General features: G+C 75.0%; 5 protein-coding genes. All 5 read right to left on the bottom strand.

Annotated features, from left to right (window positions below):
• Positions 1–2: 2 nt before the first annotated feature.
• The gene (locus tag ACZ6ZI_RS17880; protein ID WP_469521592.1) at positions 3–1,712 is read right to left on the bottom strand and encodes a (2,3-dihydroxybenzoyl)adenylate synthase; all 1,710 of its coding nucleotides are present in this window, start codon (positions 1,710–1,712) and stop codon (positions 3–5) included.
• Complete coding sequence (locus ACZ6ZI_RS17885; RefSeq protein WP_469521595.1) at positions 1,709–2,914, bottom strand: isochorismate synthase; 1,206 nt, start codon at positions 2,912–2,914, stop codon at positions 1,709–1,711. The genes ACZ6ZI_RS17880 and ACZ6ZI_RS17885 overlap by 4 nt, the downstream gene beginning before the upstream one ends.
• Before the next feature lie 96 nt (positions 2,915–3,010).
• Positions 3,011–3,841, bottom strand: coding sequence for a 2,3-dihydro-2,3-dihydroxybenzoate dehydrogenase (locus tag ACZ6ZI_RS17890; RefSeq protein ID WP_469521598.1), 831 nt, complete (start codon positions 3,839–3,841; stop codon positions 3,011–3,013).
• Positions 3,842–4,002: 161 nt separating this feature from the next.
• On the bottom strand, positions 4,003–11,151 hold the full coding sequence (locus ACZ6ZI_RS17895) for an amino acid adenylation domain-containing protein (protein ID WP_469521683.1): 7,149 nt from the start codon (positions 11,149–11,151) through the stop codon (positions 4,003–4,005).
• 20 nt (positions 11,152–11,171) lie between these two features.
• Positions 11,172–13,064 (bottom strand): condensation domain-containing protein (locus tag ACZ6ZI_RS17900; protein WP_469521602.1); only part of this gene is annotated, 1,893 nt, incomplete at its 5' end.

Raw genomic sequence — 13,064 nt, forward strand, 5'->3', positions numbered from 1 at the left:
GATCACTGCGGTTCGGGATGCGGGGAGGCGGCGGGCGGGGCGGCGCTCGCGGGGGAGGGGGCGGCGGGGGCCCCGGGGACGGGGGCGGGATCGGCGGCGGCCCGCAGGTCCTTCTTCGAGACCTTGCCGACCCCCGTCGTGGGGAAGACGGTGACGAACTCGACCCGGTCGGGCACCTTGTAGGCGGCCAACCCCCGCCCGCGCACGAAACGTTTGACGGCGACGGCCGTCGGCCGCTCCGCCCCGTCCCGCAGGATCACGTACGCGCAGGTCCGCTCACCGAGGTAGGGGTCCGGCTCCGCGACCACGTTCGCGTCGTGGACCGCCGGATGCGCCAGGAGGTGGTTCTCGACCTCCTCCGCGGCGATCTTCTCACCGCCGCGGTTGATCTGGTCCTTGGCGCGGCCCTCCACCACGAGGTGTCCCGTCGGGGTCTGTCGTACGACGTCCCCCGTCCGGTAGAAGCCGTCGGCGGTGAAGGAGCGGGCGTTGTGCTCCGGAGCCCGCCAGTAGCCGCGGATCGTGTAGGGGCCCCGGGTCAGCAGGTGCCCGGTAGTCTCGGCCGGCACCGGGCGGTCCTCGTCGTCCACGACGAGGATCTCGTCGTCCGGGGAGATGGGCCGGCCCTGGGTGGTGACGACGGTCTCCGACGGGTCGTCGAGACGGGTGTAGTTGACGAGGCCCTCCGCCATGCCGAACACCTGCTGGAGCCGGCAGCCGAGGGCGGGCCCGGCCCGCCGGGCGGCCTCCTCGCTGAACTTCGCGCCCCCGACCAGCAGCACGTCGAGGCTGCTCAGGTCGTAGGCCGTGCGGGTGGCGGCGTCGGTCCACAGCAGGGCCAGCGGCGGCACCAGCCCGGTGATGGTCACCCCTTCCGCCTCGATGAGGGGGAACGCCGCGTCCGGCACGGGCTGTGGGGCGAGGACCACGCGCCCGCCCGCGTACAGGGCGCCGAGGGAACCGGGCGAGGACAGCGGGAAGTTGTGGGCGGCCGGCAGGGCCACCAGGTACACCGAGTCGGCGTCGACGGCGCAGATCTCGTTCGACCCGCGCACCGAGTACAGGTAGTCGTCGTGCGTGCGCGGGATCAGCTTCGGCACGCCCGTGCTGCCGCCGGACAGCTGGAGGAAGGCGATGTCGCCCGGATCCGGTTCCGGCCGCCGCTCCGAGGGCTCGATCGGCACGTCGGCCAGGGCGGTGAAGGGGCCGGGGTCCCCGCCCGCCACGAGGACGTGCCGCAGGCCCGGGACCTCCTCGCGCACGGACGCGGCCAGTTCGCGGTAGTCGAAGCCGCCGGAGACGTCCGCGATCACGTAGGCGACCGCCTCGGTGAAGGAGCAGAAGTAGGCGATCTCGGTGTGCCGGTGCGCCGGAAGGGCGAACACCGGGAGCGCGCCGAGCCGGAAGAGGGCGAAGACGACCTCGAAGAACTCGGCGGTGTTGGGCAGTTGGACGACCACGCGGTCGCCGGCGGTGATGCCGCGGGCGGCCAGTCCGGCGGCCATCCGGTCGGCCCGCAGGTCCAGTTCGCCGTACGTCCAGGCGCGCCGGCCGCCGTCCGGCGCCCCCGTCGGGTCCACGATCGCCACCCGGTCCGGGTGGGCGGCGGCGCGTTCGCGCAGCACGCCGCCGAAGGTCTCGCCGCGCCACCAGCCGGCGGCGCGGTACCGGTCGGCGAACTCCCGGGGCCACAGCGGTGCGTCGACGCTCACAGTTCGGCTCCCACGGCCTGGAGGAAGGTACGGAACTTCGCGGCGGTCTCGGCGGTCTCCGCCTCGGGGTCGGAGCCCGCCACCACGCCGGCGCCCGCGAACAGCCGCAGCCGTCGGTCCTGGGCCTCGGCGCAGCGGATGGTGACGACCCACTCGCCGTCGCCGCTCGCGTCCTGCCAGCCGACGACACCGGTGAAGAAGCCCCGGTCGAAGGGCTCGGTCTCCTCGATGACGCGGCGGGCCGTGTCGGTCGGCGTGCCGCACACCGCCGGCGTGGGGTGCAGGGCGGTGGCCATGCCGAGCGCGCACAGCTCCGGGTCGTCCGCGACGGCCGTCACGGTGGTCGACAGGTGCCACATCGTCGCGGTGCGCACCAGGGTGGGGCGCTCGGGCACGTGCAGTTCGGAGCAGTACGGGGCCATGGCCCGGCGTACGGCGTCCACCACGACACCGTGCTCGTGCAGGTCCTTCTCCGAGCGCAGCAGCGTGGCGGCCCGCAGCACGTCCTCGGCGAGGTCGGCGCTGCGGGGGGTGGAGCCGGCCAGCGGGTTGGCGACGAAACGGTTCCCCCGCCGGGAGACGAGCAGTTCGGGGCTGGCGCCGAGGAGGGTGCGGCCGGGGCCGGTGGGCAGCGCGAAGGTGTAGCCGCCCGGGTCGCGACGGGCGAGGCGTCCGAGCATGGACGGGAGGTCCAGCGGTCCGGGCGAGAGCAGTTCGAGGGTGCGGGAGAGGACCACCTTGTCCAGCTCGCCCGCGCGCATCCGTCGCACGGCGGCGGCCACGCCCCCGGCGTACGCCTCCGGCCGCGGCACCGGGGTCACGGACCATCCGCCGGTGACCGGGGCCGTGGGGTCCAGGGCCACCAGGGGGTCGGTGCTCAGCGGCGGCCCGTCGTGCACCGACGCGGGGACGACGAGGGCCGCGGGGGCCTCGTGGTCGAAGGGCACGGCGCCCATGACCACCGGCCAGGGGTCGCCGTCGCGCGCGGCGTCGGCGAGGGCCGCGCGCACGCGGTCGGCGAGCGGGGAGTCACCCGTGGGGACCACGGTGCGTACGCCGTCCGCGAGGAGGGTCCGGGTCGGCGTCGCGAGGAAGCGGGCGCCGGGTCGGTAGGCGTCGAGCAGGGCGGTGGCCGCACCCACGGCGGGTGCGGACGGGTCGCCCGGTGCGGGGGGTGTGGCGACGGGGTGGACCGTTGGCACGGTGACTCCTCTTCGAACGGCGGGCGGGTCGGCCGCGCCGGCGGGTGTTGGCGGGGTGGGTGGGCCTCGTGGCGGGAGCGGTGCGCGGGCGCGCGGTCAGCGCAGGGTGGCGCCGCCGTCCACGTAGAGGTCCTGCATCGTGATGTGGCGGGCCCGGTCGGAGGCGAGGAACACCACGGCGTCGGCGATGTCCTGCGGGTCGGCGATCCGGGCCAGGGGGATGCCGGTGCGGTAGGTGGCGAGGTCGCCGTCGAGCACGCGGCGCGGGGATTCGGGGTCGGTCCACAGCGACCGTTGCATCGGGGTGTCGGTGGATCCCGGCGCCACCACGTTGCAGCGGACCCCGTGGCGGGCGTACTCCAGGCCCAGGCACTTGGTGAACATCACCGCCGCCGCCTTGGAGGCGGCGTACGCGGCCATGCCGGTCCGGGGGATCCCGGCCGCGTTGGAGGCGACGGTGACGATGCTGCCCCGGCCGCGTTCCGCCATCCCGGGGGCGACGGCGCGGGCGGTGTGGAAGACCCCGCCCGCGTTCACGGCGAAGGTCCGCGACCAGTCCGCGTCGGTGAGTTCGGCGGCCGGTCCGGTGCGCAGCACGCCCGCGACGTTGACCAGGATGTCGATGGGTCCGAGGTCGTCGCCGACCTCGGCCGCGGTCCGTTCGACGGCGCGCGGGTCGGTGACGTCGAGGGCGTAGGGCCGCAGGATCGGTCTCGATCCGTCGGCCGATCCGTCGGCCGTCCCGGGGGACGGCGCCAGACGGTCCGCGAGCGCCGCGACCGCCTCCCCCTGGAGGTCGGTGGCGGCCACGGAGACCCCCAGCTCCCACAGGGAGCGGGCCACGGCCGCTCCGATGCCCTGGCCCGCGCCGGTGACCAGGGCCACGCGTCCGGCGAGTCCTGGCACGCCGGGCAGTGTGACAGACATGCACGCCCCCTCTAATAAGGTAAGCCTAACCTAAGAATCTTGGTTCTCCCATTCCGCTGCCGGAACGTTTCCGCGCGTGAACGGAACGACCCGGCAGGGGAATTGCCGTGGGGGCGGGGCCGCCCCGGCGGGGCCGCGGCGGCCCCGCCCCCACGCGGCCGTCAGCTCCGGCCGTCGAGCGCCGCCAGCGCCCGCGCCACCGCCGGACCGATCCGCTCCAGGGCGGCCGGCGACATCAGCTCGTCGTGCGCGCAGTCCAGCACGTGCTCGTCGAGCCGCCCGTCGAGGTACGGGGGCCAGACCCGCGCGGGCGCCTCGTCGGCCGCGGTGGTGCGCGCCGCCGTGAAGAACAGCACGTCACCCCTGAACCGCCGGGTGCGGCTGCGCGCGAGCAGCCGCACGCAGTGCAGGTTCGTCGCGACGATCGCGTCGAGGAGCGCCTCGTCGAAACCGGCCAACAGCCCCTGGCTGTCGCGGATCGCCGTCACCGCCTGCGCCCGGTCGACCTCGGCGCCGTCCCGGGGGCCCTCCAGCCCGGCCACCGAGAGCAGGAAGCCGCTCTCCTCGCGCCGCAGCCGCTCCTCCCACGCCGGGTCCTCGACGTACGCCCAGTCCTCCGTCTCCGGCGGGTAGGCGTCGAGCAGCCCGAGGAAGGCGACCTCCTCGCCGCGCTCCTGGAGCAGCGCGGCGAGCGTCTGGGCCACCGTCCCGCCGAAGGAGTACCCGAGGAAGTGGTACGGGCCGTGCGGCTGCACCGACCTGATCTCGTCGAGGTACAGCTCCGCGAGCCCCGCCACGTCCTCGACCTCCGGCCGCGGCCCGGACAGCCCCGGCGACTGGAGGCCGTAGACCGGCCGGTCGGCGTCCAGGTACCGCAGCAGCCCCGTGTACTGCCAGGCGAACCCCGAGGCGGGGTGGAAGCAGAACAGCGGCGCGGCGGAGCCCCGCTCCCGCAGCGGCATCAGCACCCGCAGGGCGCCCTCGCGGGCGTCCGCGCCGATCCGGGAGGCGATGTCCGCCACCGTCGGCGCGGCCATCACCGCCGCCACCTGCACCGGCACCCCGAGGGCCTCCCTGATCCGGCCGACCAGCCGCATCGCCAGCAGCGAATGCCCGCCCAACTCGAAGAAGTTGTCCTCGACGCCGACCCGCTCCAGCCCCAGGACCTCGGCGAAGATCCGGGCGAGCAGCTCCTCGCGGGCGTCCTTCGGCGGCCGTCCCCCCTGCTCGACGGAGAACTCCGGCACCGGCAGGGCCGCCCGGTCCACCTTCCCGTTCACGGTCAGCGGCAGCGCCGCCAGCTCGACGAACGCCGACGGCACCATGTACTCCGGCAGCGTGCGCGACAGGTGCGCCCGCAGCGCCGCCGCCTCGCAGGTCTCCCCGGCCGCGGGCACGGCGTAGGCCACCAGACGACCCACCCCGCCCCGGCCGGTGTGCGCCGTCACCGCGGCCGCGGCGACGCCCGGCGCGGAGGCGACCGCCGACTCGATCTCGCCGAGCTCGATCCGGAACCCCCGGATCTTGATCTGGTCGTCCGCCCGCCCCAGGTAGTCCAGGGCGTCGTCCGCACGCCACCGCACCAGGTCGCCGGTGCGGTACATGAGCGTGCCCGGCTCCCCGAAGGGATCCGCCACGAACCGCTCCGCGGTCAGCGCCGGACGCCCGAAGTAGCCCCGGGCCAGCCCCGCTCCGGCCAGGTACAGCTCACCGGGCACGCCGACCGGCACCGGCCGCAGCGCGCTGTCCAGGACGTACGCCCGCGTGTTGAAGATGGGCCGGCCCACGCAGGAGGTCGCGCTGTCGGCCACGTCCGCGCCCAACGCGTTGATCGTGTACTCGGTGGGGCCGTACAGGTTGTAGCCCATCGTGCCCTCGGTCCGCTCCAGCAGGCTCCACAGGCCGTCCGGGACCGCCTCGCCTCCCAGCAGCACCAGCGTCGGCCGGTGCCGGTCCGCGGCCAGCAGACCGGCCTCCACCAGCTGCTGCCCGTAGGAGGGGGTGACGTTGACGACGTCGATGCCCACCCGGTCGTAGTGCGCCGTCAGCGCCGCCGGGTCCAGCCGCAGCTCCTCGCCGATGACGTGCACCTCGTGCCCGTCGACCAGCCAGAAGAACTCCTCCCACGACATGTCGAAGGCGAAGGAGACCGTGTGCGCCACCTTCATCCGGCGCCCCCCGGCCAGGGCCACCGCCGGCGCGAAGATCCGCTCCCGGTGGTTGAGCAGCATGTTCGTGAGCCCCGAGTAGGGGACCACGACGCCCTTGGGTCGACCCGTGGAACCGGAGGTGTAGATGACGTACGCCGGATGCCGGCCGTCGCGCGTCCCCGTCAGCTCCGACTCCGCCAGGGCGGACGGGGACAGCCCCGCCAGCTCCTCCCCGACCGCCGGCGCGTCGAGCTCCAGGGCCGGCACGCCCGCCACCACCGGAACCCGGCCCGCGACCGCGCCCGTCGTCACCAGGCACAGCGGCGCGGCGTCGCGGACCATGTCGGCGAGACGCTCCACCGGGTGGTCCAGGTCGAGCGGCAGGTAGGCGGCGCCCGTCTTCAGCACGGCGAACAGCGAGACCACGAAGTCCGCGGAGCGCGGCAGCCCCAGGGCGACCACCGCCTCCGGACCCGCGCCCCGCGCCACCAGGGCGCGCGCCAGACGGTTGGCACGGGCGTCCAGCTCGGCGTAGGACAGCCGCTCCTCCTCGAACACCAGGGCGGTGTCCTCGGGGGTGCGGGCCGCCTGCGCGGCGAACAGGTCGATCACCGTGGTGTCCGGCACCGCGTACCCGGTGTCGTCCCCCTTGGCCAGCAGCAGCGCCCGCTCGTCGGCGGCCACCGTCGCCAGCCGCCCGACCGGCAGCGCGCCGCCGTCCGCCAACTGGCCCACCAGCGCGGCCAGCCGGCCCGCCAGCACCCGGGCCGTGTCCTCGTCGTACAGGTCGGGCCGGTAGGCCAGCGTCAGCTCCAGCGCCCGGCCCGGGGTCACCGCCAGCGTCAACGGATAGTGCGTCCCGTCGACGCTGTGCGTCCACCCGATCCCGTGCCGGGCCACGGCGGCCTCGCGCGCCGAGTCGTCCAGCGGGGTGTTGCGGAAGACGTACAGGGTGTCGAAGAGCTGCCCGATCCCGCTCAGCCGCTGGATCGGTCCCAGGCCCACGTAGTGGTGCGGCAGCAGGTCCGCGTGCTCGGCCTGCACCCGCACCAGCAGGTCGCGCAGGTTCTCGTCGGACCGCAGCGAGACCCGGAACGGCAGCGTGTTCATGAACATGCCGATCATCTGGTCCACGCCCGCGACGTCCGCCGGACGACCCGAGACCGTCGCGCCGAAGACCACGTCGTCGCGGCCGGTCATCCCGGCCAGCGCGATCGACCACGCCGTGCTCAGCACCGTGTTCAGGGTGACCCCGCACCCGCGGGCGAACGCCCGCAGCCGGTCGCTGGTCCCCTCGTCCAGGGACAGGTCCACCACCTCGGCCGTCACCGGCTGCCGGTTCGGATCGGCCGGCGCGACCAGCGTGCCCTGCTCCAACCCCGACAGGTGGGCCCGCCAGGCCCCGGCCGCCTCCTCGGTGTCCACCAGGGACAACCAGCGCAGGTAGTCCCGGTACGGGGTCACCGGAGCCAGCGCCTCCACCGCGCCGCCGTTGCCGTAGAGGGAGAACAGCTCCTCGAAGAACAGCGACTCCGACCAGCCGTCCGTCAGGATGTGGTGCTGCGTCACGCACAGCATCCACCGGTCCGCCGCGAACTTGATCAACATCACCCGCAGCAGCGGAGGGGCCGCCAGGTCGAACCGGGTCGCCGCGTCGGCCAGCGAGAACTCCCGCAGCGCCTCGTCCTGCGCCTCACGGTCCAGCGCGCTGAGGTCCAGCTCCCGCCAGGGCAGCTCCCACGAGGAGGGGACCACCTGCACCGGACCCTCCAGGCCCTCGTGCCAGAACCCCGAACGCAGGTTGGGGTGCCGGCGCAGCAGCGCCTCGAACGCCGACCGCAGGGCCGCCGCGTCCACCTCGTGCAGCAGCTCCACGAAGTTCTGCATCAGGTACACGTCCAGCGCCCGGTCGTCGTAGACCGCGTGGAAGTACAGGCCCTCCTGGAGCGGCGCGAGCGGCAGCACCTCCTCGTGCGCCGGGAAGGCCCCGGCCAGCAGCTCCCGCTGCGCCTCGGTCAGCTCGACCAACGGTCCGGCGGCCGTCGGCGCCTGCCCGGCGCCGGGCTCCGCACTGCCCGCGGCGGCCGCCAGCCGGGCGACCGTACGGTGCTCGAAGACATCGCGGGGGGTCAGCACGAGCCCCTCCTTGCGGGCCCGCGCGACCAACTGGATGGAGACGATGCTGTCGCCGCCCAACGCGAAGAAGTCCTCGTCGACGCCGACCGACGCGAGCCCCAGCAGCTCGACGAAGACCGCGCACAGGGCCCGCTCGCGCTCGTCGCGCGGAGCCCGGGAGCCCTCCGCCCCGCCCAGCGAGGGCGCCGGCAGGGCCGCCCGGTCGAGCTTGCCGCTCACGTTCAACGGCAGCCGCTCCAGCACCACCACCGCCGCCGGGACCAGATGGTCCGGCAGCCGGGAGGCCAGCTCCGCGCGGACCGCCGACGGATCCACGTCACCGGTCACGTACCCGACCAGCCGCTTCACCCCCGGCGTGTCCTCGCGGACCACCACGGCCGCCGTCGTCACGCCCGCCACGGCGCTCAGCGCCGCCTCCACCTCGCCCGGCTCGATCCGGAACCCGCGGATCTTGACCTGGTCGTCGGCCCGGCCGAGGAACTCCAGCCGACCGTCGCCGCGCAGCCGCACGAGGTCGCCCGTACGGTACATCCGCGCACCCGGCGCGCCGAACGGATCGGCCACGAACCGGCCCGCCGTCAGCGCGGGACGTCCCAGGTAGCCGCGCGCCGTGCCGTGACCCGACAGGTACAGCTCACCGACGGTACCGGCCGGCACCGGGCGCAGCGCCCCGTCCAGCACGTACGCCGAGGTGTTGCCGATCGGCCGCCCGACGATCGCGGTGGCCGAGTCGGCCAGGTCGGCGGCCAGCGCGTCCACCGTGTACTCGGTGGGCCCGTACAGGTTCACCGACATCACGCCCGGAGCGCCGCGCACCTCGGACCACAGGGCCTCCGGCACCGCCTCGCCGCCCAGCAGCAGCAGACCGGGGCGGTGAGCCCCGGCGTCCAGGAGCCCCCACTCCAGCAGCGCCTGCGCGTAGGTCGGCGTCACGTCCATCGCGTCGATGCGGTGCTCGCGCACGTACCCGACGGTGAACTCCGCGTCGCGGCGGCCCGTCTCGTCCAGGACGTGCAGCTCGTGGCCCGCGACGAGCCAGAACAACTGCTCCCAGGAGGTGTCGAAGCTGAAGGAGGCGGTGTGCAGGGCGCGCATCCGGCGCCCGCCCGCCGCGCCGACCGCCGGCGCGAACACCTCGGCCAGGTGGTTGGCGTACAGGTTCGACAGACCACCGCTGGTCAGCACCACGCCCTTGGGCAGGCCCGTGGAACCCGAGGTGTAGATCACGTAGGCCGGGTGTGCCGAGTCCACCGCGGGCCCCTCGAACCGCTCCCCGTACGAGGCGAGTTCGGCCTCGGTCCGCGCGGACCCCAGCACGATCCGCTCGGGGTCGCCCGCCGACGGCGCAGGCAGCAGGGCCGCCGCGGCCCCGCCCGTCACCACGCACGCCGGAGTCGCGTCCGCCAGCATCAGCGCCAGCCGGTCCGCCGGATAGTCCAGGTCCATCGGGAGGTAGGCGGCGCCCGCCTTGAGGACCGCCAGGATCGCCACGACCGAGTCCACGGACCGCGGCAGCGCCAACGCCACCACCGACTCCGGACCCACGCCCCGGCCGGCCAGCAGGGCCGCCAACCGGGCCGCCCGCGCGTCCAGCTCCGCGAAGGTGAGCCGCCGCTCGCCCGCCACCACCGCGCAGGCGTCGGGCGTGGCCGCCGCGCGCTCCGCGAACCGGTCCGCGACCGTACCCGCCGGCACGTCGCGCACGGTGCCGGCCCAGCCCTCCCGCAGCCGCTCCCGCTCGCCCGCCGTGATCAGCTCCAGCCGGCCCACCGGGGCCTCGGGCGTCCGCGTCACCTGCCGCAGCAGCCCCGACAGCCGCTCCGCGATCCCCTCGACGGCCCGGGCGTCGAACAGGTCGGGCCGGTACTCCAGGGCCAGTTCGGCCCGCTCGTCCAGGGCCACCGCGAGCGTCAGCGGGTAGTGCGTCGCGTCCCGGGCCGACACGTCCGCCACCCGCAGCCCGCCCGACAGGGCGGGCCGGGCGGACGGGTCCACCGGGTAGTTCTCGATGACCACCAGCGTGTCGAACAGCTCCCCGCCGCCCGCCTCCTTCTGGATGCGGCGCAGCCCGAGGTGGTGGTGGGCCAGCAGCGCGTTCTGCTCGTCACGGAAGCGGCGCAGCAGATCGGCCAGGCTCTCCGCGGGCCGGGCCGTCAACCGCACCGGAACGGTGGTGATGAAGAGGCCGACCATGGACTCCACGCCCGGCAGCTCCTCCGGCCGGCCGGAGACCGTCAGCCCGAACACCACGTCCTGCCGGCCGGTCAGGGATCCCAGCAACAACCCCCAGGCCGCCTCGATCACCGTGCTCGGCGTCGTGCCCAGCCGACGCGCCACCGCCTTCAGGGCCGCCGTGTCCCCCTCCGACAGCTCCAGCCGGTGCACCCCCGGCCGGACCCCGGCCCGGGTCGGGTCGGCGGGAGCCACGAGCGTGGGCTCCTCCAGACCCGCCAGCGCACCACGCCAGGCCCCCTCGGCCGCCGGCCCGTCCTGCGCCTTCAGCCACTTCAGGTAGTCCCGGTAGGGGTGTACGGCGGGCAGGGCGGCGACGTCGCCGCCGTTGTCGTAGAGCGCCAGCAGGTCACCGACCAGCAGCGGCATCGACCAGCCGTCGACCAGGATGTGGTGCACCGTGATGACCAGCAGGTGGTCGTCCGGCCCCCGGCGCACCAGGGTCAGGCGCAGCAGCGGCGGCTTGTGCAGGGCGAAGCGGTGGCTCAGCTCGGCCCGCTCCACGCGGCGCACCGCCGACGGCGACGGATCGTCGCTCAGGTCCACCCGGCCCAGCGCGAACGCCACCTCCGCCGGCACGAACTGCACCGGCTGCGGCACCCCCTCGTGCCAGAACCCGGCCCGCAGGTTCGGGTGGCGCCGCAACAGGGCCGCCCCCGCCCGCTCCAACCGGTCCGCGTCGAGCGGGCCCGCGAGGGTCACGGAGACCTGGACGGTGTAGACGTCGGGCGCGCTCTGGTCGTACACCGAATGGAACAGCATTCCCTGCTGCAAGGGGGACAGCGGAAGCATGTCCTCGATTCGCGCCTGCGTCACTGCTGGGCCCTCCACATTTCTTCGAGCATGGTGATCTGGTCCTGGTCGAGGTCGACCAGGTCGAGGTCCGAGGGGGTGTACCCCCCGGTGGTGGTGCCTTCGGCCCAGGCGGCGAAGGTGTCGACGGCGCCGAACAGACCGTCCGCGAGCGCGGCGACCGTGTCCTGGGAGAGCGCCCCGCCCGCCCAGGTGAAGGACACGGTCAGCTCCGGCCCCTCGTCCCCGTCGGTGACCTCCGCGGTGATCTCCAGGACGTGCGACAGCGGCAGCGCCGGATCCCGGCGGGCCGACAACGCGTCCGCCTCCGCCGCGGGACCCCAGGCGGACGAGGCCCGCCCGGTCTGACGCCCCAGGTAGTTCCACAGGACCTCGGCGCGGGCCGAGGGGTCGAACAGCCGGGCCGACGCCGGGTTGGCGTACCGGAGCAGACCCGCCCCGATGCCACCGTCCGGAACGCCGCGCAGCAGCTCCTTGACCTCCTTCAGCACGGCCCCGGCGTCCTCGCGTCCGGCCGCCACCGCGACCGGGTCGTACGAGCCGGCGGGCAACCGCAGCGGGTGGATGGTGGTGAACCAGCCGACCGTACGGGTGAGATCGGCGCCCGGCAGCGACTCCTGCTCCCGGCCGTGGCCCTCCAGGTCCACGGTGAGACCGGAGCCGTCGCCCCGGCCCGTCCGCGCGGCCCAGTCCCCGACGGACAGCGCCAGCGCCGCCAACAGGGCGTCACCGACGGTGCCGTGGAAGGCCGCGGGCACCGCCTGGAGCAGCGGGGCGGTGCGCTCGGCCGACATCCGCACGCTCAGCCGACGGGTCGTACCGGCCGTGTCCGTCGACGGGTCCAGCGCCCGGTCCGCCAGCAGCGGCCGGCCCGGCGTCGCCGCCAACCAGCGCTCCAACTCGGCCGTCCGGCGCGGGTGCTGCGCCTCGGCGAGCAGGTGCGTGGTCCAGCCGCGCAGCGAGGTGGGCACCGGCTCCAGGGCCGGGGCGCGCCCGCCGGCGACCGCCTCGTACGCGGCCCGCAGGTCGGGGATCAGGATCTGCCAGGAGACCTCGTCCACCGCCAGGTGGTGGGCGGCGATCAGCAGCCGGCCCTCCTGCCCGGGACCCGCGTCGAAGTGCACCGCGCGTACGGTCACCCCGGCCGCCGGGTCGATCAGGGCCGACACGCGGCCCGACTCGGCCGCGATCAGCGCCCGCAGCCCCTCGTCCGGCAGCCCGGCCGCGTCGACGCGTTCGAGCACCGCGTCGGCCCGTACGTCGGCCGACTCGCGGATCCGCGCGCTCCACACCCCGGGGTGGTGCACGGTCAGGTCCATGCGCAGGGCGTCGTGCAGGTCCAGGACCGCCTGGAGGGCGGCCGTCAGGTGCGCGTGCTCCACCCCGGCCGGCAGCCGGACCAGCCGGGCCTGGCCGAAGGAGGCGAAGGGGCCGCCGCGTTCGGCGAGCCACTGCGCCACCGGGGGCAGCGGCAGCGGTCCGGGGCCGCCGTCGGAGGGACGGGGAGCGGGGGCCGCGGCGGCGTCGCGCACCACCGCGACGCCGGCCAGGGCGGCCGGGGTCGGGTGCTGGAAGACCTGCCGGGCCGAGATGGTCAGTCCGGCCTTGCGGGCCAGGCTGACCAGGCGGATCGAGACGATGCTGTCGCCGCCCAGCTCGAAGAAGTTCTCCTGCGGGCCGACCGCCGAGAGTCCGAGGACCTCGGCCGTGAGCGCGCACAGCACCTGCTCGGGCGTGCCGGTGGGGACCGTGGTCGTGGTCGCGGCGCCGGTCGAGGGCTCGGGCCGGGGCGCGATCACGGGTGCGGGGAGGGCGTTGCGGTCGAGTTTTCCGTTGGGGTTGAGGGGGAGGTGGTCGAGGTGGATGTAGTGGGTGGGGTGCATGTAGTCGGG

This window comes from Streptomyces sp. NPDC103540 (assembly GCF_055584445.1).